The 24,887-nt window shown below is 66.6% G+C and carries 23 protein-coding genes; 10 read left to right on the top strand and 13 right to left on the bottom strand.

The genetic code is table 11. From position 1 onward, the window contains the following. Positions 1-11 precede the first annotated feature (11 nt). The 6 genes from AC6HZP_RS06480 to AC6HZP_RS06455 all read left to right on the top strand — a co-directional run bounded on the left by AC6HZP_RS06480 (position 12) and on the right by AC6HZP_RS06455 (position 6,896). Positions 12-1,016: a glycosyltransferase family 2 protein gene (locus AC6HZP_RS06480; RefSeq protein ID WP_497525878.1), complete on the top strand. Its 1,005-nt coding sequence runs from the start codon at positions 12-14 to the stop codon at positions 1,014-1,016. A gap of 124 nt (positions 1,017-1,140) precedes the next feature. Next, a complete protein-coding gene (locus tag AC6HZP_RS06475; RefSeq protein WP_497525877.1) occupies positions 1,141-2,361 on the top strand; it encodes a DegT/DnrJ/EryC1/StrS family aminotransferase in 1,221 nt (406 codons plus the stop codon). A 144-nt stretch (positions 2,362-2,505) separates the two neighbouring features. Further along, the gene (locus AC6HZP_RS06470; protein ID WP_497525876.1) at positions 2,506-3,906 is read left to right on the top strand and encodes a glycosyltransferase; all 1,401 of its coding nucleotides are present in this window, start codon (positions 2,506-2,508) and stop codon (positions 3,904-3,906) included. Positions 3,907-3,959: 53 nt separating this feature from the next. Beyond that, positions 3,960-4,649, top strand: coding sequence for a class I SAM-dependent methyltransferase (locus AC6HZP_RS06465; protein ID WP_497525875.1), 690 nt, complete (start codon positions 3,960-3,962; stop codon positions 4,647-4,649). A gap of 141 nt (positions 4,650-4,790) precedes the next feature. Continuing rightward, entirely contained in the window at positions 4,791-5,945 is a 1,155-nt protein-coding gene (locus AC6HZP_RS06460) for a methyltransferase domain-containing protein (RefSeq protein ID WP_497525874.1), read from the top strand. A gap of 21 nt (positions 5,946-5,966) precedes the next feature. Then, positions 5,967-6,896, top strand: a complete 930-nt coding sequence (locus AC6HZP_RS06455) for a hypothetical protein (RefSeq protein WP_497525873.1) — start codon at positions 5,967-5,969, stop codon at positions 6,894-6,896. A 62-nt stretch (positions 6,897-6,958) separates the two neighbouring features. Here AC6HZP_RS06455 and AC6HZP_RS06450 read toward each other — a convergent pair whose 3' ends face one another. Then, positions 6,959-8,485: a GMC family oxidoreductase gene (locus AC6HZP_RS06450; protein ID WP_497525872.1), complete on the bottom strand. Its 1,527-nt coding sequence runs from the start codon at positions 8,483-8,485 to the stop codon at positions 6,959-6,961. Positions 8,486-8,612: 127 nt separating this feature from the next. On the opposite strand from AC6HZP_RS06450, the gene AC6HZP_RS06445 reads away from it, so the two are divergent. Beyond that, positions 8,613-10,082: an NAD-dependent succinate-semialdehyde dehydrogenase gene (locus tag AC6HZP_RS06445; protein WP_497525871.1), complete on the top strand. Its 1,470-nt coding sequence runs from the start codon at positions 8,613-8,615 to the stop codon at positions 10,080-10,082. 6 nt (positions 10,083-10,088) lie between these two features. On the opposite strand, the gene AC6HZP_RS06440 is transcribed toward AC6HZP_RS06445, so the two are convergent. Genes AC6HZP_RS06440 through AC6HZP_RS06410 form a run of 7 tightly spaced genes read right to left on the bottom strand, consistent with a single transcriptional unit; the run spans position 10,089 to position 17,227 of the window. Next, on the bottom strand, positions 10,089-10,958 hold the full coding sequence (locus tag AC6HZP_RS06440; RefSeq protein WP_201402809.1) for a sulfurtransferase: 870 nt from the start codon (positions 10,956-10,958) through the stop codon (positions 10,089-10,091). Further along, positions 10,955-12,019: a branched-chain amino acid ABC transporter permease gene (locus AC6HZP_RS06435; RefSeq protein WP_497525870.1), complete on the bottom strand. Its 1,065-nt coding sequence runs from the start codon at positions 12,017-12,019 to the stop codon at positions 10,955-10,957. The genes AC6HZP_RS06440 and AC6HZP_RS06435 overlap by 4 nt, the downstream gene beginning before the upstream one ends. Then, positions 12,016-12,927: a branched-chain amino acid ABC transporter permease gene (locus AC6HZP_RS06430; protein WP_497525869.1), complete on the bottom strand. Its 912-nt coding sequence runs from the start codon at positions 12,925-12,927 to the stop codon at positions 12,016-12,018. The genes AC6HZP_RS06435 and AC6HZP_RS06430 overlap by 4 nt, the downstream gene beginning before the upstream one ends. Continuing rightward, entirely contained in the window at positions 12,924-13,649 is a 726-nt protein-coding gene (locus AC6HZP_RS06425) for an ABC transporter ATP-binding protein (protein WP_497525868.1), read from the bottom strand. The genes AC6HZP_RS06430 and AC6HZP_RS06425 overlap by 4 nt, the downstream gene beginning before the upstream one ends. Further along, positions 13,633-14,394: an ABC transporter ATP-binding protein gene (locus AC6HZP_RS06420; RefSeq protein ID WP_497525867.1), complete on the bottom strand. Its 762-nt coding sequence runs from the start codon at positions 14,392-14,394 to the stop codon at positions 13,633-13,635. Before AC6HZP_RS06420 ends, AC6HZP_RS06425 begins: the two co-directional genes overlap by 17 nt. After that, positions 14,379-15,581, bottom strand: a complete 1,203-nt coding sequence (locus tag AC6HZP_RS06415) for an ABC transporter substrate-binding protein (protein ID WP_497525866.1) — start codon at positions 15,579-15,581, stop codon at positions 14,379-14,381. Before AC6HZP_RS06415 ends, AC6HZP_RS06420 begins: the two co-directional genes overlap by 16 nt. A gap of 32 nt (positions 15,582-15,613) precedes the next feature. Next, the gene (locus AC6HZP_RS06410; RefSeq protein WP_497525865.1) at positions 15,614-17,227 is read right to left on the bottom strand and encodes an FAD-dependent monooxygenase; all 1,614 of its coding nucleotides are present in this window, start codon (positions 17,225-17,227) and stop codon (positions 15,614-15,616) included. Between the two features lie 217 nt (positions 17,228-17,444). Between AC6HZP_RS06410 and AC6HZP_RS06405 the strand changes: the two genes are divergently transcribed. Next, positions 17,445-18,056: a glutathione S-transferase family protein gene (locus tag AC6HZP_RS06405; RefSeq protein WP_497525864.1), complete on the top strand. Its 612-nt coding sequence runs from the start codon at positions 17,445-17,447 to the stop codon at positions 18,054-18,056. A gap of 205 nt (positions 18,057-18,261) precedes the next feature. Beyond that, positions 18,262-18,924 (top strand): GntR family transcriptional regulator, encoded by a 663-nt coding sequence (locus tag AC6HZP_RS06400; RefSeq protein ID WP_497525863.1) that lies wholly within the window; start codon positions 18,262-18,264, stop codon positions 18,922-18,924. A gap of 69 nt (positions 18,925-18,993) precedes the next feature. Here AC6HZP_RS06400 and ggt read toward each other — a convergent pair whose 3' ends face one another. From ggt to AC6HZP_RS06375, 5 genes are read right to left on the bottom strand one after another with little or no spacing between them, the layout of a single operon-like run. Further along, the gene (gene ggt / locus AC6HZP_RS06395; RefSeq protein ID WP_497525862.1) at positions 18,994-20,583 is read right to left on the bottom strand and encodes a gamma-glutamyltransferase; all 1,590 of its coding nucleotides are present in this window, start codon (positions 20,581-20,583) and stop codon (positions 18,994-18,996) included. A gap of 23 nt (positions 20,584-20,606) precedes the next feature. Beyond that, positions 20,607-21,278, bottom strand: coding sequence for a GntR family transcriptional regulator (locus AC6HZP_RS06390; RefSeq protein ID WP_201402799.1), 672 nt, complete (start codon positions 21,276-21,278; stop codon positions 20,607-20,609). 24 nt (positions 21,279-21,302) lie between these two features. Continuing rightward, positions 21,303-22,136 (bottom strand): ABC transporter permease, encoded by an 834-nt coding sequence (locus AC6HZP_RS06385; RefSeq protein ID WP_497525861.1) that lies wholly within the window; start codon positions 22,134-22,136, stop codon positions 21,303-21,305. Then, positions 22,133-22,882 carry an ABC transporter ATP-binding protein gene (locus tag AC6HZP_RS06380; protein WP_497526746.1) on the bottom strand — a complete coding sequence of 250 codons (750 nt, stop codon included), beginning with the start codon at positions 22,880-22,882 and terminating at the stop codon, positions 22,133-22,135. The genes AC6HZP_RS06385 and AC6HZP_RS06380 overlap by 4 nt, the downstream gene beginning before the upstream one ends. Before the next feature lie 56 nt (positions 22,883-22,938). Continuing rightward, entirely contained in the window at positions 22,939-23,973 is a 1,035-nt protein-coding gene (locus AC6HZP_RS06375) for an ABC transporter substrate-binding protein (protein WP_497525860.1), read from the bottom strand. A gap of 148 nt (positions 23,974-24,121) precedes the next feature. On the opposite strand from AC6HZP_RS06375, the gene AC6HZP_RS06370 reads away from it, so the two are divergent. Further along, positions 24,122-24,835 (top strand): fumarylacetoacetate hydrolase family protein, encoded by a 714-nt coding sequence (locus AC6HZP_RS06370; RefSeq protein WP_497525859.1) that lies wholly within the window; start codon positions 24,122-24,124, stop codon positions 24,833-24,835. Positions 24,836-24,887: the final 52 nt, after the last annotated feature.

The following is a 24,887-nucleotide window of genomic DNA, read 5'->3' as shown; positions in this document are numbered from 1 at the left end:
AGGAAGTCTCCATGGCCCTCGAAATCTCTGCGATCCTGCCGACCTACAATCGAGCCCACTACCTGCCGCTCGTCCTCGATGCGCTCTCCAAGCAAACGCTGCCGCGCGACCAGTTCGAGATTATCGTCGTCAATGACGGCTCGACGGACAATACGCTGGAGGTCCTCGCCAGTCATCGGCAGGACCTGCCGCTCAAGGTATTCACCTTGCGGCACTGCGGCATCGCTACGGCCAAGAACGTTGGGATTTTCGCGTCCAGCGCACCGATCGTCGTCTTTCTCGATGATGACGATGTCTTGCATCCCGACGCGCTGCGCACCCATCTCCTTGCGCATCAGTCGCACCCCAATCCCAATCAGGCGGTTCTGGGCTACACCTCCCTGGCGCCGGAGGTCTCCAGCTCGCCGGTGATGGACTATGTCGTCAACAAGGCCGGCTCCCTCTTCTGCTATTCGGGTCTCTCGTCGTCCAATACCTACGGTTGGCGCGAATTCTGGGGCGGCCGCTCCTCCTGCAAGCGCGCCTTCCTGCTCGAGCATGCGATGTTCACGCCGGAGTTTCGCTTCGGCTACGAAGACATCGAATGTGGCTGGCGTCTCGATCGGCACGGCCTCGAGGTCTTCTACGAGCCGGCAGCGCACTCGACCATGGTACGAGCGATCACCTTCGACGGCTTCTGCGACCGCTCCTACCGCCAGGGCTTGGCCGCCCGCCATTTCTACCGGCTGCATCCGGTCCCGATGATCAGCGAATACCTTCGGGTCAAAGAGACGATCACGATCTGGAACAAGTACTGGCGGGACTATGCGCGCATCTTCCGGACCGCGTTCACCGCGGACCGGAACGCCTCCAGACGGGGAGCGAACCTTTCCGAGATGGAGATCGCCCGGCTGCATGGGCTGTATCACGACGCGTTTCGCCTTTCCTTCGCCAAGGGCTTCGACGACGCCGGCTCGTTTGCCTCGGAGGCAAGGCCGCCGAAGAGCGTCGGCTATGGCCTTCAGGCCGTGGCCTGACGGAGGGCCGCGCCGCGCCACGAAACATATCTTCACGACTACAGCATGAACGACAGTCCCTGTCCTCGTTCTGTAGACGAACCGGGCGTCCGCGCCCCGCCGGAACGAGGAAAGGGAGGGACGCATGAACAAATACGACGTGAACGATCTCGCCTTGCTCGGCGGGACACCGCTCTTTCAAGACGCGCTCCATGTCGGCCGGCCGAATGTGGGGGATCGCCTGCGTTTCCTCGAGCGTGTTGACGCAATGTTCGATCGGCGCTGGCTGACCAACAACGGACCGAACGTCGTCGAGTTCGAGCGACGGATCTGCGACGTGACGGGAGCGCCGCATTGCATTGCCGTCTGCAATGCGACCATCGGACTGGAACTGGTGATCCGGGCGTTCGGGCTGACGGGCGAGGTGATCGTCCCGGCCTTCACCTTCGTCGCCACGGCGCACGCCCTGAGCTGGCTCGGCGTTCAGCCCGTCTTCTGCGATGTCGACCCGAAGACACATACGATCGATCCGAAATCCGTCGAGGCGATGATCACGCCGCGAACCAGCGCCATCATCGGCGTCCACACCTGGGGGCGCGGCTGCGACATTCCGAGCCTCGCCGACCTCGCCAACCGCCGCGGCCTCAAGCTGATCTATGACGCGGCTCACGCCTTTGCCTGCGGCACGGCCGAGGGCATGGTCGGAGCCTTCGGCGATGCCGAGGTATTCAGCTTCCACGCCACGAAGTTTCTGAACTCCTTCGAGGGCGGGGCCATCACGACACGCGATCCCGCGCTGGCAGATCGACTTCGGCGCATGCGCAATTTCGGCTTTGCGGGCCTCGACAGCGTCACCAGCACCGGCACCAACGGCAAGATGACCGAGATCTCCGCGGCGATGGGACTTACCTCGCTTGAGAGCATGGATACCTTCATCGACGTCAACAGACGCAACTACGGTATCTACAGAAGAGAGATTTCTGCCATCGATGGCCTCTCTCTCTATGAATTTCCCGACGAGGTCCGCTCGAACTACCAATATGTAGTTGCGGAGGTTGATCCCGCGCGGACTGGACTGACGCGCGACACCGTCGTCGACTTGCTCATTGCGGAGGGAGTGCTGGCGCGGCGCTACTTCTACCCTGGCATACACCGCATGGCACCTTACGGGTCCGGCGCAGCGGCGCCCGTATCGCTACCTGTCACGGACGCACTCGTGCAACGGGTGATGCAGCTTCCCACTGGAACGGCGATGCCGGAGCGCAATGTCACCGATGTTTGCGACCTGCTGCGCTTCATCTGCCGTCAGAGCGGGGACATCCTGCATCGGATGAACCCGGAAAGACTGCATTGCGTAGCATCGTAGCCAAATGCGCCTGGATGCCACCGCCGCGTGCCGGCGATCCATATCCGCACGGGCGCGGCCAGGCTGTTGGAGGTGCAGCCCTGTGGGGCGCATCGAGGACCATCCGGGGGATCGATCCATTCTTGACGAGAGGGGGAGGATAAATTGAACGAGCAATCCGGCGGCGTGTCCGTCGAAATCGAGCGAGCCGATCCTTTCGCCGACAGCCCGGATTGCGGTGCCGATGCTCTCCTGCGCGCGGATGCGACCGCACGACCATCGAATGACCCTGCCGTTACGGCCGTCATCGTTGCCTACAACCATGAGCGATACATTGCCCAGGCGCTCGACAGCGTGCTGATGCAGAAAACAACCTTCCCCTATGAGGTGATCGTATCGGAGGACAGGTCGACGGACTCGACGATGGATGTCATTCAGGACTTCGTCGACCGCTATCCGGACAGGATCCGCGTCATCCGATCCGACGTCAATCTCGGCAACAATGACGTCGTGACGCGGGCCCTGCAGCTGGCGCGCGGCCGTTACCTGACCTGGCTGGATGGCGACGATTACTGGGTGTCACCCGACAAGCTGCAGTCTCAGTTCGACTTCATGGAGGCGCATCCCGATAGCGCCATCACCTACCACGATGTCGCACGGGTCACCGAGACCGGCGAAGTGATCCGGATCCTCAAGGGAACGGACAAGCGGGCGACGATCGACGACCTGATCCAGAGCAACTTCGTCGGTATCGGGGGCATGATCCGCGCCGCCGCGCTGCAGGATATCCCGGCGTGGCTCCGAGATATGCCGGCAGGCGATTGGCCGCTCTGCCTGCTCGCGGCACGGTCGGGGTTCATCGACTATCTCCCGGGGCCGCTGGCCCACTATCGCATCCATGGTTCCTCAAATTGGGCGGCCCGGCCGCTGCTCGAGCAATCCCTCCTGTCCCTGGAACTCTTGAACGACCTCGAAGACCATCTTGGCGCCGACTATCCGCAGTCGTTCCAGCGCAGCCGACGCAACATGATGGGACGGTTGCGCGAGGTCTCGGAGTCAGCCCCAAGCGTCGCGCCTGTCGCTCTCGACCCGGAAGAACGCCTCCGCCAGGCAGAATGGACCGCGAAGGACGCAACCGTCCGCGCCTACGAAGCCGGCATCCGCGTGCGCGAGGTGGAAGCGTTGCTCGCGGCGGCAACGGCGGCGGCGGCCGAGAAAAGCGAGACGATGGAGACGATCCATAGCGCTCTCGAAGCCCGCTCGAAGGAAAGGGCCGACCTGCGCAGCGAATTCCTGCGAAAGGAAGCGGAATGGCGGCGCATGGTCGAGCTCGCATTCGAGCCGATGAAAAGCATCGATCGCGCCCTCGAAGCCCGATCAAAGGAAACCGCCGATCTGCGCACCGAGATCCTGCAAAAGGAGCAGGAATGGCGGCGCATGTTCGAGTTCGCATTCCATCGCTTGGAGCGCATGCGAAGGCGCGAAAGGCACACCATCATAGCCCTGTGCATACCCGCCTTGATCCTCGTTGCGCTCTTCCTGATTGCGCAGTGGCCGGGACGATGATCACAGCAGCCGGTCCGTAACGCACCCTCGCTCTACCGGGGAGGAGACCCTTGATGCGAGAAGACGTCCGCAAGCTGACCGAAGACTATGTCGGGTCCCTCCTGGAGTGGGGCGCGACGCCAAAAGGTGTCTTTTGGCCGAACGCCGACGATCTGGCCAGGCGCTTCCACGTCCAGCTCACCGAGGCCGGAATTGCGAACTCGACTGCGGAGCGCCCTCTCCGTCTGCTCGATTTCGGCTGCGGGCCGGGACTTCTGCTCGACTATCTCAAGGCCAACCAATTGCTGGAACGGGTCGACTATACCGGGGTGGATATCGTTGCATCGACCGTTCAGCTTGCGCAAACGCGATGGCCGGATCGGCGCTTTGATCTCCGCGACGTGCGCGAGGCGCCCTATGAAGCCGAGGCGTTCGACGCTTGCATCATGTGCGGCGTTTTCACCGCCCGACCCGGCAACAGCTATCCTGAGATGGTCGAGTTCGTACGGAGCACGCTCGCGGCGGTCTGGCCTTCGGTGTCGAACGTGCTGGTGTTCAACACCATGGCGAAACATGTCGATTGGGAGCGGGAAGATCTCTTTCACTGGCCGCTCGACGAGGCCATGGCCGCGTGCAAGACGCTTTTGAGCCGGCATGTCCGCATCCGCATGGATTACGGCTTGTGGGAAAGCACGTTCGTCGTGAGAAAAACGCCGACTGACGAAAGCTCAACCGTGCCGCCGCGTTGGATCTGGAAGGATTGACCGCCGATTTCGCCCGTTTCCGGAACGAAAATTCTTGTCTCTATGTCGAACCGCCCTTTTTGAAAATCCCCCAGAATTCATGGCCACCAGGCGAATAGGCCTCTCTTTGATCTGTCGATACTCGCAAGGATGGATGCCAGAATGAGCGTTTATTGTCTTTCGCAGGATGCAGGCCGCCTGGTAGCGCTGCTGTCGAATTCCGCCACGGAGGAGCAGTTCGTGGCGCGCTTTGTCTCAAGGAAACACGGCTCCGCCTCGGAAGGGCGTCGCTTGCTGGAATGGGCCATACAATCCGAACTGGTGCAATTTGACGGCCCGAATGTTCAGCCGGTAGTATTCACCGAGGCCTATTCGTCCTGGCGTTCCCAGCGCGGCATGCTGGCCGACGAGACCCGGACAAGGCTGTTCGGGCAGGCGATCGCCGCTCAATGCAAGCCGGGCACGGTTGCCATCGATGTCGGAGCCGGATCCGGGATCCTGTCGCTGTTCGCGGCGCGAGCCGGCGCGCGCAAGGTCTACGCGCTCGAGCTGACGAGCATGATCGAGGACGCGGCGCAGATCGCATCGGACAATGGCTTTTCCGATCGGATCACCTTCATCAAGGGCGACGCCACCAATTTCGCAGCGCCCGAGCCCGTCGATCTTATCTTCAGCGAATGGGCCGGCATGTACCTCATCGACGAATACCGGCACTTCGATGCGTTCTGCCAGGTAAGAGATCGTTACCTCAAGCCATCCGGGATAGCGCTTCCGGGATCTGCATCGATATACATCGCGCCGATTGACAACTCGCAACTCTATACGGAAAGAGGCTTTGGCTTCTGGAAGAAGCCCGTTCACGGTTTCGACTTCTCCGTCGCCGAAAGTCGCCAACTCGCCGCGCCACGCAGGATCATCGTCGAGGCTCGACCCAGTAGTTTGCTCGGCGAATACAAACTCAGATCGTTCGACTGCAAGACAGATCAATCCAGTGCATTTTTCTTTGAAACCGAGTTCGTGCACCGCTTCGAAGCTGACGGCGCCTGCCATGGCTTCATCGGCTACTTTAACCTGGAACTGGCTCCAGGCATTGTCATCAACACCTCGCCCTACTCCAAACTTACCCATTGGCAGCAATCCTACCTGCCGATCGAGGAGATATTCGCGACTGCTGGCGATGAGCTGCACGTGAAGGTGAAGACCTATGTCGATCCGTTGTTCGCTTCCGCAATGATGGAACTCACGGTGTCCGTCATCGGCTCCGACAAGCGAGCCCCGCGCACCTACCTGTATCCGATCGACAACAGCTATTCATAGAGCGAGGGACGCTTCGAATTGATGTCCAGTTCGGCCCAGGACCAAGGCGCGGGATATCGTTCGCTCGCCTATGCCAGTTCCCTGGCCGCCGAGCCGGAAATCGCCGCGCTTCACCGCTCCGGCGGATATCTCATTTCCCGTTCGATCGATCACGGTCTGAGGGACCTAGCGAGCGCCTACCCGCTGCTGGCTTGCCGAGACTGGCGGACGCTGCGCGAGGACATCGGTGAGCTGGAAGGACCCTTTGTCTCAGCGACAATCGTGACGGACCCTTTCGCGCCCGTGGACGAGCGCGGTCTCGCCAAGCAATTCGAAGTCGTTCGTCCGCTTCACCAGCACTATGTCATCGATCTCGATGTTCAGGCCGCGGATCGGATCGGTCGCCACCATCGCAGAAAGCTGCGTTCATCCACTCCGCGAGACTACCGGATCGAGATCTTCTCCCCCGGCTCGTCCTTCGCAAGCCGCTGGTCCGATCTGTATGAAGGGCTGGTTGCTCGAAAGAACATCACGGACATGCGAAAATTCTCCCGGGAGATCTTCACCCGCCAGATCGAAGTCCCCGGTACTTCCATCGTCTCCGCCTGGCTCAAGGACGATCTCATCGGCGCGGACTGGTATTTTCGGGACGGCGGCGACGTCTACGCGCATTTGTCCGCCTATTCGGACGCCGGCTATGAGCGCGCGATCTCCTATCCGCTGATGCAGGCGGCGATCGAGTTTTTCCGGCCGGTTGCTCAGCGTCTGACGCTCGGCGGCGTTCCCGCCGGCGAGGCACACGCCGGGCTGGCCCACTTCAAGGCGGGATGGGCGTCCTATACGCTGCCAACCTATATCTGCGGCGCCGTCCTCATGGAGGAGGCGTTCCAACGCCTCAACCGCGGCGTGCCCCCGACCGCCGAGGGCTATTTCCCGCGCTACCGGCAAGGCGAATTCGTGAACGCCCGCTAGCCGGGAACCCGCGCCGTGTAGCCCCGCGATCGAACGCGCGCGGCCACGACGGCACCAGAACCTCAGCCCTCCGCCCGCAGCACGAAGTCGGCGGCCCGTTCGCCGGTCATGACGGCCGGGGCATGCGTGTTGCCGGTCGGGATCACCGGGAAGATCGAGGCGTCGGCGACGCGAAGGTTTTCCGCGCCGCGCAGGCGCAGCGTCGGATCGACCACCGCGAGGCGATCGACGCCCATCTTGCAGGTGCCGACCGGGTGGAAATAGGTGTCGAGCGAGAGGCGGATATAGTCCCGCAGCGCCTCGTCGCTGACGAGGCCCGGTCCCGGCGCGATCTCGCCCGCGTTCCAGTCGCCGAGCTCCGGCCGCGCGCCGATCTCGCGGCACATCTTCAGCGAGAAGAGCAGCGCCTCCAGATCCGCCGGGTCGTCGAGATAGGCGGGATCGAGGCGCGGCGCCTCGCGCGGATCGGCCGATTTCAGGCTGAGGCGGCCGCGGCTGTAGGGCCGGACGAGTCCGGGGAACCAGGCGAAGCTCTCGCCGGCCGGGAAGGAATAGCCCTCGACCGGATAGGCGAACAGGCCGGTGACGGGCTGCGTGTCGGGAACGGCGGCGCCCGGCCGGCTCGCCGCGAAGATCTGGACCTGCAGGTGATTGGCGGTCGTCGGCGGCAGCGGCCGCTTCGAGCGCCAGGCCACCTGACTGATCGCATGGTCGTGCAGGTTCGCGCCGACGCCGGGCAGATCGATGACCGGCCGGATGCCAAGCGCTGCAAGCTCGTCGGCGGGGCCAACGCCGCTCAGAAGCAGGATCTGCGGCGAGCCGATGGCGCCGGCCGACAGCACGATGTCGCCGTCCGCGTGGACAGTGTGCACGCCCTCGCCATCGCGGTACTCGACGCCGACGGCCCGGGTGCCCTCGAAGAGAATGCGCTGCACCCGGGCTCCGGTGCGGATTTCGAGGTTCGGCCGGCCGATGACGGGCGCGCCATAGGCCTGCCAGGCCGAGATGCGGCGGCCGTTCACGACATTGATCTCGAGCAGGCCGACGCCGAGGATGTCAGCACCGTTGTGGCCATCATTCCCCGGCAGGCCGAGCGCCCTGGCGGCCTCGACCGTCGCCACGGAAAGCGGATGCGGATCCGCGTTGCGGCGGACCGGAAGCGGCCCTGAACCACCGCGCAACTCGCTCTCGCCGTCCTCGTGGTTTTCGAGCCGCTTGAAATAGGGCAGCACATCCGCCCAGGCCCAGCCATCGGCGCCGTTATAGGCCCAATCGTCATAGTCCCGCGCATGGCCGCGCACGAAGATCATGCCGTTTATCGCGCTCGATCCGCCGAGAACCTTGCCGCGCGGCCAAAAGATCCTGCGGCCGTTCAGCCCGCGCTGAGGCTCGGTGACGTAGCCATAGTCGACCTTCGAACCGCGCAGCTCCAGCATGCCGTCGGCGCGATGGATCGCCGAGACGTCGTCGGGTCCGCCTGCCTCCAGCAGCAGCACGCGCCGCCCCGCATCCACCAGCCGCCGCAGCACGGCGCTGCCCGCCGAGCCGGAGCCGATGACGATGTGATCATAAGTGGGCGTGGCGGTCATGGCGTCCTCAGCGGCAAAAGTCGACAATGTCTGTAGACATGCTTAATGTATGTTGTACTACAATTGAAGTCCCCTCGGCCGGTCGGCGTCAGTCGCCCACCGACCGATTGCCTCAGCGGAGATAACGATGTCCCTGTCCGATCCTGCCTCCAGCGCTCCCTATCCGGCGGAAACGAGGCTCTTCATCGGGGGTAGCTGGCGGCCGTCGGCGGCGGGCGAGAGCCTCCCGATCTACAACCCGGCCGATGATGCCGAGATCGGCCGCGTCGCTCATGCCCGCGCCGCCGATCTCGAAGCGGCCGTCGAGGCTGCGTCGGCGGGCTTCGCCGTCTGGCGCGTCGCCTCCCCACCCGAGCGCGCGGGTGTGCTCGACCGCACGGCGGCGCTGCTGGCCGAACGAGCCGAGGCGATCGGCCGCCTGATCACGCTCGAGCAGGGCAAGCCACTCCCCGAGGCGATCGGCGAGGCAGCCTTCGCCGCCGAGATCCTGCGCTGGTTCGCCGGCGAAGCACGCCGCGTCTATGGCCGCACCATCCCGGCGCGCGGCGGCGCGGCGATCGCCCAATCGACCGTCAAGGAGCCGATCGGCGTCGTCGCCGCCTTCACGCCCTGGAATTTTCCGGTGCATCAGGCGGTGCTGAAGCTCGCCGCCGCCGTGGCCGCGGGATGCTCCATCGTCCTGAAGGGCCCGGAGGAGACGCCCGCCTCGGTCGCCGCCCTGGTCGAGGCCTTCGCGGATGCCGGCCTGCCGGCCGGTGTCATCAACCTCGTCTTCGGCACGCCGGCCGAGATCTCGGCCTACCTCATCCCTCACCCGACCGTGCGCAAGCTCTCCTTCACCGGATCGACCGCCGTCGGACGGCAACTCGCGGCGCTTGCAGGGCAACATCTGAAACGCTCGACGCTGGAACTCGGCGGCCACGCGCCGGTCATCGTCTTTGATGATGTCGACCCCGTCCTCGTCGGCGCGCGGCTCGCCGGCGCCAAGTTCTACAATGCCGGGCAGACCTGCGCGTCGCCGACGCGATTTCTGGTCCAGCGCGGCATCTACAACCGCCTGACCGAGGCCTTCGTGGCAGCCGCCAAGGGCGTCGTCGTCGGCAATGGCGTCGACGCGGGCGTCGGCATGGGGCCGCTCGCGCATCCCCGCCGCATCGCAGCCCTCGAAGGCTTCGTCGCCGACGCGGTGGCGAAGGGTGCGCGACTGGCGCTCGGTGGCAGCCGGATCGGCAATGCCGGCTCGTTCTTCGAGCCGACCGTGCTCCTCGACGTGCCGATCGAGGCGCGCGCTTTCAACGAGGAACCATTCGGCCCGATCGCGCTGTTCCGCCCCTTCGACACCGCCGAGGAGGCGATCGCGGAGGCGAACCGGCTCGAGGCTGGTCTCGCCGCCTATGTCTATAGCGGCTCGATCGCCCGGGCGACGGCCGCCGAGGCGGCGATCGAGGCCGGCATGATCTCGGTCAACCATCATGGTCTCGCTTTGCCGGAGCTGCCCTTCGGCGGCGTGAAGGCGTCCGGCTGGGGCAGCGAGGCCGGCGCCGACGCGGTCGGCGCCTATCTGGTGGAGAAGCTGGTCACGCGGGCCGGGCTCTAGCCCCATTCAGCCGGTTGCCATGGGCAGCGACGGGTCGACCGTCCATTCCTGCAGCGAGTGATCGTAGATGAGCGGCTCCGGGCCGCCCATCCGCGCCAGCAGGAAGGCGATCCACGTCGCCGTGACGCCGCCGCCGCAATAGGCGATCACCGGCTTGTCGAACAGGCCAGCCGCGCGGAACCGCGCCTCGATGACGTCGAGCGGCAGGCTTTTCCCCGTCGCCGGATCGATCGTCTCGGCGCCGGGAAGGCTGATCGAGCCGGCGATGCGGCCGGCGCGCGGCAAGGACGTCGCGCCCTCGCCACGAAAGCGCGCGGCCGGCAGGGCGTTAACGACGCAGCCTGCATCCGAGCCGATCGCCGCGAGCACATCGCTCGCCGTCGCGATCAACGGGCGTGGGGGCCGCGCCGGGAATCGAACAGGCTGAGACGGCGCCGGCTCGCCCGCCTCGACCGGCAGGCCGGCGGCGCGCCAGGCCTTGAAGCCGCCGTCGAGCACGCCGGCCCGGTCAAAACCGTAGAGGCGCAGCACCCACCAGGCCCGCGTCGCCCACCACGGATTGCCGCTGGCATAGAGCACGACGCGGCTGTCCGGGCCGACGCCGAGCCGTTCGACCGCGGCGGCAAAAGCCTCGGGCTGCGGCGCCGTGAAGGGATAGGCGCCGGCTGGGTCGGACAGCTCCGAAACCATGTCGGCGAAACGGGCGCCGGGAATATGCGCGGCGAGGAACTCGGCCCGCTCGGCGATGTTGCGGTCGGGGCCGCCGGCCGGATCCGGCTCGAGGCGCGTGCTGCAATCAAGAATGACCAGATCCGGCTCACCGAGCCGGGCCGCGAGCCATTCGGGATCGACCAGCAGCGGGATGTCGTCGCTCATGGAGAAGTCTCCTCGGATTTGCCGGAACCGGCTCGCGGCCGGCCGATCGGCCAGGTCAGTTCACGGCTGCCATACAGCCCTTCGGGCCGGAACAGCAGAATGACGAGCAGCACGATGGCGAGCGCCGCCTGTTGGCTGCCCGGCGGGAAGACGAGGACATGGCCGCCGATGCCGACACCGTCCTCGAGCAGACGGAGCAGCTCGGTGACGAGCCGAACCAGGACGACGCCTACCACCGCGCCGGTGACGCTTCGCAGGCCGCCGACGACCAGCATGGCAAGCGTCAGGAAGGTCATGTCGAGCCAGAAAACGTCGACCGAGATCGTGCCGATATAGTGGACATAGAGCACTCCGCCGATGCCGATCACGAAGGCGCTGACGAGATGGGCGAGGATGCGGAGCCGCACGACCGGGATGCCGGCCGCGCGCGCCGCCACTTCGTCCTCCCGCGCGGCGCGCAGCATCAACCCGTAGCGCGAATTGCGGAACAGGAAGGCGATAACGATCGCCGCCGACGCCGCACCAAGGGCGACGGGAAGATCGACATAGCGCGGCAGGCCGATGATCGAGGAGGTGCCGGCGGTCCAGCCGTCCCAGGTCTCGTAGACCGCCTTCACCATGGCGAGCACGCCGAAGAGCGCGATGCCGGAGGCGATGCCCGAAAGCCGCATCAGCGGCACGCCGATCACCAGCGCGAAGAGGACGGCGACGAGCCCCGCCAGCAGCGCGGCCGGCAGCACGGGCACGCTGTTGTCGAGGAGAACGGCCGGCAGGCCCGGCATATAGAAGCTCTTCAGCCCCGAGCAGCAGGTCTGCCATGTCGAGGCATAGGCGGCGACGAGGCCGAAGACGATATGGCCGAACGAGACGATGCCGCTGTTGCCGATGAAGATCTGCAGCCCCACCACGAGGACGACATAGACGAGGAGCTCGGTAACGGTCGCGGGCAGGTTGCCGCCGGCTGCATAGGCGACGCCGGAGAGGATGACGAGGCCGAGGATGAGGAGTATGGGGCTCGCCACCGCGTTGCGGAGCGCGGCCTTGTTCAGGGATCGGCTCATACGCGCTCCAGAGACTTCGTCGAGGTGAGAAGGCCGCGTGGCCGCACGATCAGCACCAGCACGACAAAGGCGAAGACGAAGGCATCGCGCGCCCCGCGCAAATCCCCCGGCAACAGGTGCTGGCAGATCATCGCCACGGCGCCGATCAGAAAGCCGCCGACCGCCGCGCCGACGATGTTGCCAAGCCCGCCGACCACCGTTCCGATGAAGGCGGCGAGCACGAGCGGCATGCCCATGCGGTAGTCGAGCGAGCCGGTCTTGGCGACGAGGAGCAACGAGACGAAGGCCGCGAGCAGGCCCGAGAGCGCGAAGGCGGCGGCGATGATCCGGTTGGCGCGGACGCCGAGCAGGCGCGCCATGCCGAAGCTTTCCGAGGCGGCGCGGAGCTGGATGCCGATCAGCGTGTGGCTCAACACGAAATAGAGGGCCGCCATCAGCGCCGCCGCGACGCCGAGCGTCACGAGGTCGAGGATGGCGAGGCGAACGCCGCCGAGGACGACGAGGCCGGTCAGCGCGCCGCCGATATCGACGCTCTGCGGCCGGCCGCCGACCGTCATCAGGATAAGGTTTTGCAGCAGGTAGCTGACGGCGAAGGAGGCGATCAGCAGCGTCGAGGAATCCGCCCGCCGGAGCGGATGAAAGGCGATCCGCTCGGTGAGGAGGGCCAGCCCGATCGCGACCGCGACGGGCAGCGCGACGGAAAGGACCGCCAGCCCGGCGCCGCCGAGCGAGGCGCCGAAGCCCATCGCGGGCAGGAGCAACGCATAGCCGGCCCAGGTGATGTAGTCGCCGAAAGCGAAGTTCACGAGCCGCATGACGCCGAAGACGAGGCCGACGCCGAGCGCTGCGAGCGCATAGAGGGCGCCGAGGCTGATCGTGTCGAAGGCGATCTGGAAGATCTGGTTCATGCGAGGCTCCAGGCCGCCTGGCGCGAGGTGGCTGACGCCGCGAGTTCCGCGCGTAGCGTCGCGCGCGACGCGATGCGCTGGACGCCGCCCGTCTCCAGGATCGCGACCCGGTCGGCGATCTCCAGCACGTGGTCGAGGCTCTGCTCGACCACCAGGAGGGTCAGCCCTTCGGTCGCCCGCAGCTCGGCGAGGATGTCGTAGACGGTGTCGACCATCTGCGGCGCGAGGCCGAGGGACGGTTCGTCGATCAGGAGCAGTCGCGGCCGGGTCATCAGCGCGCGGCAGATGACGAGCTGCTGCTGCTCGCCGCCGGAAAGGCTCTGACCGAGGCTGCGAAGGCGATGGCGCAGCACGGGAAAGCGGTCGAGCAGACGATCGAGATCGCGGCGGACACCGGACCGATCGCGCCGCGCCGCAGTGGCGACCAGCAGGTTTTCCTCGACGGTGAGCGAGCCGAACACCTCCCGGCCTTCCGGCACGAGCGAAAGGCCGAGCCTCGCCCTCGCCTCCGGCGAGAGAGGGTTCAGAACAACCCCGCCAAAGCGGATCGTGCCGCCGGATGCCGGCCGTCCGCCGGCGATCGCCTGCAGCGTCGAGGTTTTGCCGGCGCCGTTCGCGCCGATGATCGCGAAGGCCTCGCCCTCGCCAACCTCGAAGCTGACGCCGCGCACGGCGGCGATGCGGCCATAGTGGATGGAGAGGTCTTCAACTAAGAGCCGCATGTCGCCCCTTCCCCGCCCGGCCGAGATAGGCGCGCACCACGTCCGGATCAAAGCGCACCTCGTCCGCCGCGCCGACGGCGAGGGTCCGGCCGCCGTCGAGCACATGCAGGCGACTGCAGAGCGCCATCACGACATGCATGTTGTGTTCGATGAGCAGGATGCCGCAGCCGAAGTCGCGCGGCAGGCGCATGATCAACCCGATCAGCGCCTCGTTCTCGGCGGCGTTCAAGCCGGCCGCCGGCTCGTCGAGCAGCAGGAAGCGCGGCTTGCCGGCGAGCGCGCGGGCAATGCCGACGCGGCGCTCGTCGCCATAGGGAATGGAGCGCGCTTCCGCATCGGCGAAGCGCGTGAGGTCGAGGGCTTCCATCAGTTGCTCGACCCGTTCCGCCGCCGCGCGCCGGGGACCGCCCCGGGCCAGCACGGCCGCGAGGATGTTCTCGCGCACGCTGAGGCGCGGAAAGAGGCGCACGTTCTGGAAGGTTCGCACAACGCCGGCCCGGACGAACGCGGCGGGATCGCCGGCCTCGACCAACCGGCCATCGACGCGAACCTCGCCGTTCCCGGGCTTCGTGAAGCCCGAGAGCACGTTGACGAGTGTCGTCTTGCCGGCGCCGTTCGGTCCGATCAGGCCGAGAATGTCTCCCTCGGCGAGGCCGAGGGAGACATCGGAAAGCACGCGCAGGCCGGAGAAGCTTACCGAGACGGCGTGCGCCTCGATCATGCCCGCGCTCAGTTCTTCCACCATTCGACATAGTCGCCGACGGCCGGATCGTAATAGCCGAGCGGCGTCGCCTTGGCGTTGTCGAAGCCGACGATCAGCGTCGCGCGCGAGCGGTTGATGTGCAGATCCGGCGTAAAGGTGGTCGGGCCGACGAGGAGCGGCTCGTCCTTGAACTTCTCCAGCTCGGCGAGGACCTTGGCCGGCTCGACCGAGCCGGCGCGCTCGGCGGCGCGCGCCCAGGCGTAGACGGCGCTGTAGCCGGAGACGGCGAGGCCGCCCGATGCCGGCGGCTTGCCGCCGTTGCGCGCCTTGAAGCGCTCGAGGAAGCTGGCGATTTCCGGACGGGGATCGTCGCCGCGCGCCGAGGAATAGGAGCCGTAATAGACCTTGGTCAGCGCTTCGGGCGGCAACGCGCCATGCCATTCGTCGCCGTCGAAGCCGACGCCGCCGATCACCGGCGCATCGATGCCCGCCGCCCGCAGCTGGCGCAGCACCGCCGGGAAGCCGGGAGTGACGCCGGCGAGGAAGATGAAGTCGGGCTTCTTGTCGAGGGCGGCGAGGCGCGAGACCTGCGCGGCCACCGACGGGTCGGCGTTCTTGTAGCTGTCCTCGCCCACGAGCGCGTCGGCGCCGGCGACCTTCGTCCAGCCGGCCTTGAAGCCGCGCGCGAGCGACTTCGTATATTCGAGCGCCGTATCCTCGAGCAGGTAGCCGGTCTTCCAGCCCTGCTTCCTGTAGGCCCAGTCGGCCAGCAGCGCGCCTGCGCCCTCGGCCTCGGTCGCAAGCGTGAAGACGTAGGGACCGACGGCCTTGTTGCCGAGCTTGATGTCGGCGCCATTGGTCGAGAAGGCGAGCACGCCTTCCTGGTTCGCGACGAGCGCGGCGGGGCCGCCCATGTCGAAATCCGCCGAAACGATGATCGCCTTGGCGCCCTGTCCTGCGAGCTGCGCTGCCGCCTTCGCCGCCTCGGCGCGATCCGTCTTGGTGTCGACATGCACCAGCTTCAGCGGGTGGCCGAGCACGCCGCCCGCCTCGTTGATCTCGTCGACGGCGACCTGGGCTGCCGAGACCGGGCCTTCGTCATAGGGGGCCATCCATCCGCTCGACGCGGTGGCGGCGCCGATGATGACCGGCTCCTCCGCCGCGCGGGCGGCAAGCAGCGGAAGCGACGCCATCGCGGCGGCGGTCGCCAGCATTAGGATACGACGCATGCTCTTCTGATCTCCATTTGGGATGACATGTCTCAGGCGGCGACGCTCGCCGGCTCCGGGCTCGCTTCGCCGGCGAGCAGCCGTGAAAGATGCCCGGCGCCCGCGGCGAGGTCGGCCGGCGCCAGCGCGGCGGCGACGATGCGATCGGGCCGCACGACCAGCCATTGGCCGGCATGGAAGGCGATCGCCTCCGACAGCCGGTGATCGGCGAGCGCGGCGGTGATGACGCCTTCGGCGGCGCGCGGCGCGGGCGCCCCTGCGGGCCTGAGCGCCACGCGGCTGATGCGCGCCGGATCGAGGAAGGGATGCCGCAACGCGGCTACGGGCGCCTCGGCGACGTCGAACCCCACGAGCGCGAAGCCCGGACCGAGGAGGTCGTCGAGCAGCGTCTCGGCTCCGCCATCCGGGACCACGGACGGGTTCGGCAGTACGCGCCCGATCAGGCTCTTCGGATCGGGCCGGCCGTCATGCAGGACGATGCCGGACTTCAGATAGGGCTTCGGAATATAGCGCATGTCGCGGATCCAGCGGCTGAAGGCCGGAATGAGCGAGGCCGCCCCCAGGAACAGATCCCGCGCCATGGTGACGGGCAGCATGCGCGCCGACTGCAGCTTGCCGTTCGCCGTCGCGATCTTGATCGTCTCGACGAGGTGCTCGAAGCGCTCCTCGTGATAGCTGTCGAGCAGCGACGGAAGAGCGCGGCCGTGAATGACCTCCGCCAGCTTCCAGCCCAGATTCTTCACGTCGCGCGCGCCGCTGTTCATGCCCTGGGAGCCGAAGATCGGCATAACATGCGCCGCGTCGCCGACGAGGTGGACACGGCCTTCCGACAGGCGCCGCGCGATGCGCGAATGGAACGTGTAGATCGCCTTGCGGATGACGCGGCGGGTGCGGATGTCGTCGCAGATCGGCGCCAGCATTCGGGCGAGCGCCGCATCCTCGAGCAAGGCGGCGTCGTCGGTCTCGTGCTCGTGCAGCGACACCTCGTAGCGCCGGCCGCCGTTCGGCGAAGGCAGGCTGACATAGTTCCGGCTCCAGCCGAGCTTCGTCACCGCGACAGGCGAGGTATCCGGATCCTCGAGCACATCGACCACGATGTGCCGGTCGCCGAATTTCCGCACCTCGTCGAAGGGAATGCCGAGCTTCTTGCGGACGAGGCTGTGCGACCCATCCGCGCCGACGAGATAGCGGGCCCGTACCCGCGCCTCGCCCTCCGGGGTCGCCAGCGTCGCCACCACGCCGTCCGCATCCTGCTCGAAGTCGACCAGCTCGTGCCGGAAACGCGCCTCGAAGGTCGGAAAACGCTCGCCGCCGGCGAGCAGGATCGCCTCGAATTCGGGCTGGAAGGTCGCCGTGCGGCGCGAATAGTGGTGCTCGGTGATGCTGGGCTCGACATGGCCGACGCGCCAGCCCATCGGCGAATAATAATCGAACGAGATCGGGTAGACGCCATGGGCGCTGACGGGCGCGCTGAGGCCGAGCGTGGCGAGAAGGCGAAAGAACTCGTCATCGATCAGCAGCGCCTTCGGGATTTCGGACAAGCCCGGATCCCGCTCGATCAGCAAAACGCGTACACCGGCCTGGCCGAGCAGGTTGGCCATAGTCAGCCCCGCCGGCCCGGCGCCCGCGATGAGGACGTCGAACACCGCGCCCTGCTCCCCCGAGGCATTGCCGCCTGGATGCTTCCGAACCGCCGAACTCAAGGTCATTCCCGCCCGCATGCAGCACCGCGCGCGGAGCGGCGACAGGCCGTTCCTTGCGCAGGATCAAACTATGCCCCTGAGCATTGTCTAATTGTGTACAATGTCAAGAAATGCGATACTAAGGTCGACCTTGAAATTGAAAGCCGGGACGCGCGCCGCGATGCGACTATTCCATTCCCCAACCTCCCCCTATGTCCGCAAGGTGCGCGTCTGCGCGGCGGAGCTGGGGCTCACCGACCGGATCGAGCTCGTGCCCGTCACGCCGAGCCGCCTCGCGCCCGATCCCCGGCTCGCCGCCGTCAACCCGCTCGCGCAGGTGCCGACGCTCGTCCTAGAGGACGGCACGACGGTCACCGGCAGCGACGTCATCTGCCAGTTCCTGGATTCGATCGCCGGCGACCGGCTCGTCCCCGCCTCCGGGGCCGCGCGGTGGCGGACGCTCAGCCTGCACGGCCTCGCCAATGGCGTCATCGAGACGGCGCAGCTCTACCGCTACGAGACCGGGCTGCGGCCGGAACCGCTCGTCTGGTCGGACTGGACGGAGGCGCAGCTTCGCAAGATCCGCTCCGGCCTCGCCGGCATGGAGCAGGCCATACCGGAGCTCGGCGACCGGATCGACCTCGCCGCGATCACCTTCGCCTGCGCCTTCGCCTATCTCGATCACCGCGTACCCGCGCTCGACTGGCGCAGCGAGCAGCCGGTGAGCGCGCACTGGTTCGCCGGCTTTTCATCACGGCCGTCCATGACGGCGACGGCGCCGGTGAACCCATGATCCGGTATGGTTGCAAATCGCGGGAACCCTCGCGACAAATAGCAGGCACCCCGTCTCGACTCGGCGCCCAGATTGCGGGGTCCGTTCGAGGGCGAATGGGTATCGCCCGTCTGAGGAGGTTTGGCTGGTGAAATCGAAGGGTCCGGGGGGATTGCACCGGCAGGCGCCGCCGATGTTCCGGGCTGATTGGCCCGGTGGAGAGCCTTTGCGAACGCTCTCCGTCTCCGAGCAGATCGCGCAGCAGATCGGCGCGATGATCATCGCGGGCGAATACGAGCCCGGCGCAAGGCTGGTGGAAGAGCAGATCTCCGCCGATTTCGGCGTCAGCCGCAATCCGGTGCGCGAGGCGTTCCGCATCATGGAGCGGGACGGCTTCGTGTCGATCTCGGCCCGGCGCGGCGCCCAGGTCGTGTCGCTGACACCGGAAGAAGCGAGGGACCTCTTCGAGATCGAAGGGCAGCTCTATGCGCTGATGGCGCACCGCCTGGCCGAGGCCTCGTCGCGCGAGGCTCTGGAGCTGCTCGACGAAGCCGTGCGCCTGCTCGAGGAGAGCCTTGCCGCCGAGGGGCCGCTCGTCGACTTCCTCGTCGCCATCAACCAGCTCTCGCTGGATCTCGCGGCGCTCAGCGGCAACAACAGCCTGCCGCATGTCATGTCGCTCGTGCTGATCCGGAACCTCGGCTTCACCCGGTCGAGCCTGACCTGCGCCAACCGCAAAGGCAGGCTGATCGCAGGCTGGCGGCGCATGCGGGACGCGATCGAGGCGGCGAACGTAGCCGAGGCGGAGAAAGCCGCGCGCGACATCGTCACGGAACTGGCGTCGGCCGTGCTCAAGATCATCCTGCAGACCGCCGCCCCCGCCCATTGAGGGTGACCGGACGCCGCCCGACGCGAGCCGGAACGAATTCCGGTTCGCGTCTCTCGTCAGTGTGAGCAGCTAGTAGCCGAGGGCGATGCCGTCCTTGCGGTGGTCGGAGCCGCCGAACAGCGCGCCCGATTGCCGATCGATCCAGATGGCCTGGCAGCCGCCGAGCGGCTCGGTGGCCCAGCTCACCTTATGCCCCATCCGCTCGAGCTCCGCCTTGATCGCCGGGTCATGCGTGGTTTCAAGCGACAGCTCCCCCTTGAAATGGAAGCTGCGCGGCGCCTGGTTGGCCATCTGCGGGTCGAGCCCCCTGTCGAGGATCTGCGACAGAACATGGACATGCCCCACGGCCTGATACTGGCCGCCCATGACGCCGTAGGACATCACCGGCAGGCCGTCCTTCATCAGCATGGCGGGGATGATCGTGTGCAGCGGCCGCTTGCGCGGGCCGATGGCGTTGGGATGTCCCGGCCGCAGCGAGAAGCCCGAGCCCCGGTTCTGCAGCAGCACGCCCGAACGCGGCGCATAGATGCCGCTGCCGAAGGCCGAGAAGATCGAGTTGATCAGCGAGACCGCGTTGCGATCCTTGTCCACCACCGTCACATAGACCGTGTCTGGATGGGCGGGAACCTCCCATTCGCCGGGATCCGACGCCAGGCCTAGCCCGATCCGCGACCGCATGGCGCCGATCGAGCTTTCGCTGAGCAGCGCCTCGATATCGACGGTAACGTGCGCGGGATCGCAGATCACCGCGTCACGCTGGGCGTAAGCGGCCTTAGTCGCCTCGGTCAGCAGGTGGATGCGGTCCGCCTCGCCGAGGCTGGGATCGGCGAGATCGAAGCCGTCCAGGATGCGGGCGATGATCAGCGCCGCGAGCCCCTGCCCGTTGGGCGGGCACTCCAGCAACTGATAGCCGCGATAGTCCGCGCCGATCGGCGCCGTCTCGATCGGCGCATAGGCGGCGAAATCGTCGAGATCGTGTAGTCCGCCGAGCGAGCGCAGCACGGCGACGATCTCTTCCGCCACCTCGCCCTCGTAGAAGGCCTTCGCGCCCTTTCTGCCGATCGCGCGCAGGGTGGCGGCCAATGCGGGGGCCGTCATCCGATCGCCGATGCGCGGCGCGCGGCCGCCCGGCAGGAACTGCGCGCTGGCGGCCGGGTTCGCGGCGACGCGGCCGGCATAGCGCTCCCAGTCATGGAACACGCGCGGGGTGATCCGGTAGCCGTCCTCGGCCGCCGCGATCGCCGGCGCCAGAACGCGCTCCAGCTCGAAGCGGCCATACCGGCCGACCAGATGCGCCCAGGCCGCCACCGCGCCCGGAACCGTCACGGCGTCCGGCGTCGGCTCCTCGATGACGGAGATCTTGCGCTCGAGATAGTGGTCGAGCGTCGCCGCGGCCGGCGCATGGCCGGAGCCGTTCAGCGCCACGACGGGGCCGGAGGCCGGAGCATAGAGCGCGAAGCAGTCGCCGCCGATGCCGGTCATGTGCGGGTCAACGACGCCCTGCAGCGCCACGGCCGCGACCGCGGCGTCGACGGCGTTGCCGCCGGCGCGGAGCACATCGAGGGCGGCGAGGGTCGCGGCGGGGTGCGAGGTCGCAGCCATGCCGTTTTCAGCCACGGCGACGGAGCGGCCGGGCTGCATGAAGTCACGCAGATACATGGGTCAATTCCGCGAGCTGGAGATCAGGCTTCGATATCGCGCTCGATATATTCGAGCGTGAGCATGTAGTGAGCGACGAGCCGCTCCTTGGCCTCTTCGATCCGGCCGTCGAGGACGGCGTCGGCGATCTGCCGGTGCTCGTCTTCGCCGTGCCGGCGCGGATAGGCAGCGCCAGCCGAGACGAAGATGTAGCGCTGCGCATGGTCCATCAGCACTTCGCAGAACTGGAGCAGCCAGGACGAACCGCAATTCGCCAGCAGCGCGACGTGGAAGGCGCGGTGCGCCCCCTCGAACTGCGCCCGCCGCGCCATGTCCGAGCTCTCCTCGGTCCAGGGCGAACGCGACATCCGGTGGAGGGCGAGGACGATCTCCTCCTCCCATTCCACCGTCCGGTTGCGCATGGACTGCTCGAGCGCGAGGCTCTCCAGCCAGCAGCGCGTCTTCACCAGTTCGCGCCAGCTCTCGATGCTGATCTGCGGCACGAAGAAGCCGCGCTGGTCATGCCGGTCCACCAACCGCTCCGACGAGAGCCGGTTGAGCGCCTCGCGCACGGGATTGGTGCCGACGCCATAGCGCTGGGCGATGCTGTCGATCGCCAGCTTCTGGCCCGGCTGAAGGTTGCCCCGCAGGATATCGAGCCGCAGCTGGTCGTAGGCCATGGTGGCCGTCGTGGCCTTCTCGGGTTTCAAGCTCACTTGCTCATTCCTTCCAGCGGCCTCTCAGTTGCCATCGCCAAGGGCCGAATCGCGATGCCAGAAGACGAACCGGCGCTGAATCCAAGCCACCACCCCGAATGTGGCAAGCCCCATCAAGCTCAGATAGCAGATGAGCGAGAAGACACGCGGCGTGTCAAGCTGGGAGGCCGCGATCCGGATCAGTTCGCCGAAGCCCTTGCCGCCGCCCACGAGCTCGCCGGTGATCGCGCCGCCGACGACGCCGATGGCCGAGACCTTGAGCCCGGTGAAGAAGTGCGGCAGGCCGGTCGGGATCTTGAGCTGGACCAGCGTCCGCCACGGTCCGGCGCCGAGGCTGCGGAACAGCATGCGGGCGTTCTCATCCGTCGCATGCAGGCCGGCCGCGACGCCGACGATGATCGGGAACAGCGCGATGAAGGTCGCGAGCGCCACCTTGGAGGCGATGCCGAAACCGAGCCAGGACAGGAAGAGCGGCGCAAAGGCGACCTTCGGCATGGTATCGATGGCCACGATCACCGGCATCAAGGCCCGCTCGCCGAAGGCCGTGCCGCCGACGATGACGCCGATGGCGATGCCGATCGCCGAGGCAAGGATGAAGGACAGCACCACTTCCTGCGCCGTGACCAGGAAGGCGGAGAAGATATAGCTGCCGGTCAGGATGCCCATGCCGACATAGACGAGATCCTGCGCCGTGCGCGCCGGCGACGGCAGGATGATCGGCGAGACGAGGCCGAGCGCGGTAACCGTCTGCCAGGCCGCCAGGATGATGGCCACGAGCAGCGCGATGGCGAGCGGCCGCGGAATGCGGTCGACGAAGGCGACCTTCTCGCGCCAGACAGTTTCGGGAAAATCGGTCACAGGAAGGCTCCCCTGTCCAGCAGGCCGCGAATTTCGGAGACATAGGCGCCGAAGCGCGGCTCGGTCATCATTTCGAGGGTGCGCGGGCGCGGCAGGTCGATCGGGATCGCCTTGACGAAGCGGCCGGGCCGCGGCGACATCACATAGACCATGTCCGACAGGATCACCGCTTCCGAGATCGAATGGGTAATCAGGAACGCGGTCGCCTGCCGGTCGGTGCAGATGCGCTGCAGCTCGATGTTGAGAAAGTCGCGCGTCAGTTCGTCGAGCGCGCTGAACGGCTCGTCGAGCAGCAGGACGTCCGGCTCGGTGATCAGCATCCGGCACATGGCGGCGCGCTGGGCCATGCCGCCCGAAAGCTCGTTCGGATAGACCTTCTCGAAACCTTCGAGCCCGACCAGCTTGAGCAGGTCGAGCGCCCGCCCCTCGGCCTGGCGGGCCGCCGCCTTGCCGCGCTGCACCTCGATAGGCAGCACGATGTTCTCGAGCGTCGTGCGCCACGGAAACAGCGTCGCCTGCTGGAACATCATGCCCGCCTCGCGGCGGGGACCGAGGACGGGCTTGCCGTTCAGGAGCACGCTGCCGGACGAGGGCGGGACCAGGCCGGCCATGATCTTGAGCAGGGTGGATTTCCCGCATCCGCTCGATCCGATGATCGAGGCGAAGGTGCCCTTGGGCAAGGTCAGGTCGACCTTGTCCAGCGCCTGGACCTTGCGGCGGGCATAGTGCTTGCTCACGCCGCGCAGCTGAAATACCGGCCGGGATTGCTCCCCGGCCGGTCCGATTGCGGATATGCGGTCGCTCACTGCGGCAGGCCCTCGTTCCACGCCGCGACGAACTGGTTCGTATAGGCCTTGTCGAGACCGTCCACCGGCCCCTTCAGGCTGCCCGAAGCGACGAGCGACTTCTCCCAGGCCTGCCACTGCTCCGGATGGTTGTAGCCCCAGCCCTTGGAAAGATCGGTCGGCAGGACGCGCAGCTTGATGTTGTCAAACAGCGCCTCGAGCAGCTTGCGATCCTCGGCCTCCTGGGGATTGCCGACGGCCGAATAGGCCAGCACCTTCTCGCGGTTCTCCGGCTTCTGGCCGAAGGCCGCGCCCTTGGCGAGCGCACGGCCAAAACCTTCCATCACCGTGGGGTTGGCGTCGATGAACGGGCGCATCGCGGCGAAGCCGTTGCCGAAATAGCCCTGGAACTCCACCGGCGTGACGTCGCGCACGTTCATGCCACGCATCGAGAGAATGGCGGCATCGGCGGTCGCGGCGGCATAGGCGTCGATCTCGCCGCGCTGGAAGGCGACGGTGGCGGGGCCGGAATCGCCCACGGTCAGGAAGGTGTAATCAGCGCCTTCCTTCATGCCGGCGGCGTCGAGCATCGAACGCGCGAAGGAGACCTCGGCGCCATCGGCCGTGCCGATGCCGATCACCTTGCCCTTCAGATCGGTCAGCTGCTGGAACGGTGCGTCCTGCCCCACCATGATGCCGAACTGGCTCTTGGTGAAGTGATTATAGAACGAGACGATGTCGACGCCCTGCATCCGCGCCGACAGAAGCGGCCCCGGGCCCGGCACGCCGATATCGCCCTGGCCGGCGGCGATCGCCTGCACGACCTGGCCGGATCCGTCGACGGCGCGCACCGTGACCTTCAGCCCCTCATTGGCGAAATAGCCCTCCCCGATCGCGACATGCATCGGATACTGCCCGATCGCGCCCGGATGCGGCAGGACGACGGTTATCTCCCGAAGTTCCTGCGCGGATGCGCTGCCGATGACCGTAGCTGCCGCCATGGCGGCGGCGAGGCAGATGGCGCCGAAACGCCCACGTCCCTTTTTGAGCATGGTTGTCCTCCCTCTGTAACCCTGACGACCGAATAATGTATGATTATGCGTAGATTGTCAAAATCATATTGATTTCGGATTTTGCCTTCGATATGTGCATGGACATTGGATGATCCAACGTCCAGATGCCGCACAGAAAGGGATGCAGATGGGTACAAGCCAGAATTTCGTCGTCGATGCCGGGGAGCGGCCGAGCCTTCCCGTTCATGGATCGGACGGGCGCTATCCGGTGCGGCGCATCTATTGCATTGGCCGCAACTATGTGGCGCATGTCCGCGAGATGGGTGGCGACGAGAAGCTCGACTTCCCGATCGTGTTCCAGAAGCCGACCGACAGCATCGAGCAGGACGGCGCGGTGCTCGACTATCCGGTGATGACGAGCAACTACCATTACGAGCTCGAACTGGTCGTCGCGATGAAGTCGGGCGGCTACAACATCCCCGTCGAGAAGGCACTCGACCATGTCTACGGATATGGCGTCGGCCTCGACATGACCCGGCGGAGCGTCGACGGCCAGTCCGATCGGCCGAACCAGCCCTGGGAACTCGGCAAGGCGTTCGACCGCTCCTGCCCGGTCGGCACGATCTACCCCGTCTCCGAAGTCGGCCATGTCGACAAGGGCAGCATCCGCATGACCGTCGACGGCGAGGTCAAGCAGGACGCCGATCTCGGCATGATGATCTGGACCACGCCCGAGATCATCGCCAACCTCTCGCGCTACTTCGCGCTCGAGGCGGGCGACATCATCCTGACCGGCACGCCGAGCGGCGTCGGCGCCGTCACCACCGGGCAGGTCCTGGTCGGCGCGATCGACGGTCTCGGCAGCCTCACCGTCACCATCAGCGAGCCGGCGGGCCAGTAGCCCGCCACCGCTTCGTCCGACCCCGCCCCGAGACCTTCCGACGGGCAGGAGA

Source organism: Kaistia sp. SLG-1 (assembly GCF_059699055.1).
Note: the sequence above shows the minus strand (reverse complement) of the source record. Positions and strands in the feature narration are given on the sequence as shown.

Coding starts and splice junctions, on each gene's coding strand:
- ggt (WP_497525862.1), bottom strand. CDS start 20,583: ATGTATCTGCGTGACTTCATGCAGCCCGGCCGCTCCGTCGCCGTGGCT.
- AC6HZP_RS06475 (WP_497525877.1), top strand. CDS start 1,141: ATGAACAAATACGACGTGAACGATCTCGCCTTGCTCGGCGGGACACCG.
- AC6HZP_RS06370 (WP_497525859.1), top strand. CDS start 24,122: ATGGGTACAAGCCAGAATTTCGTCGTCGATGCCGGGGAGCGGCCGAGC.
- AC6HZP_RS06405 (WP_497525864.1), top strand. CDS start 17,445: ATGCGACTATTCCATTCCCCAACCTCCCCCTATGTCCGCAAGGTGCGC.
- AC6HZP_RS06455 (WP_497525873.1), top strand. CDS start 5,967: ATGTCCAGTTCGGCCCAGGACCAAGGCGCGGGATATCGTTCGCTCGCC.
- AC6HZP_RS06445 (WP_497525871.1), top strand. CDS start 8,613: ATGTCCCTGTCCGATCCTGCCTCCAGCGCTCCCTATCCGGCGGAAACG.
- AC6HZP_RS06435 (WP_497525870.1), bottom strand. CDS start 12,019: ATGAGCCGATCCCTGAACAAGGCCGCGCTCCGCAACGCGGTGGCGAGC.
- AC6HZP_RS06415 (WP_497525866.1), bottom strand. CDS start 15,581: ATGCGTCGTATCCTAATGCTGGCGACCGCCGCCGCGATGGCGTCGCTT.
- AC6HZP_RS06480 (WP_497525878.1), top strand. CDS start 12: ATGGCCCTCGAAATCTCTGCGATCCTGCCGACCTACAATCGAGCCCAC.
- AC6HZP_RS06440 (WP_201402809.1), bottom strand. CDS start 10,958: ATGAGCGACGACATCCCGCTGCTGGTCGATCCCGAATGGCTCGCGGCC.
- AC6HZP_RS06375 (WP_497525860.1), bottom strand. CDS start 23,973: ATGCTCAAAAAGGGACGTGGGCGTTTCGGCGCCATCTGCCTCGCCGCC.
- AC6HZP_RS06450 (WP_497525872.1), bottom strand. CDS start 8,485: ATGACCGCCACGCCCACTTATGATCACATCGTCATCGGCTCCGGCTCG.
- AC6HZP_RS06425 (WP_497525868.1), bottom strand. CDS start 13,649: ATGCGGCTCTTAGTTGAAGACCTCTCCATCCACTATGGCCGCATCGCC.
- AC6HZP_RS06420 (WP_497525867.1), bottom strand. CDS start 14,394: ATGGTGGAAGAACTGAGCGCGGGCATGATCGAGGCGCACGCCGTCTCG.
- AC6HZP_RS06430 (WP_497525869.1), bottom strand. CDS start 12,927: ATGAACCAGATCTTCCAGATCGCCTTCGACACGATCAGCCTCGGCGCC.
- AC6HZP_RS06465 (WP_497525875.1), top strand. CDS start 3,960: ATGCGAGAAGACGTCCGCAAGCTGACCGAAGACTATGTCGGGTCCCTC.
- AC6HZP_RS06460 (WP_497525874.1), top strand. CDS start 4,791: ATGAGCGTTTATTGTCTTTCGCAGGATGCAGGCCGCCTGGTAGCGCTG.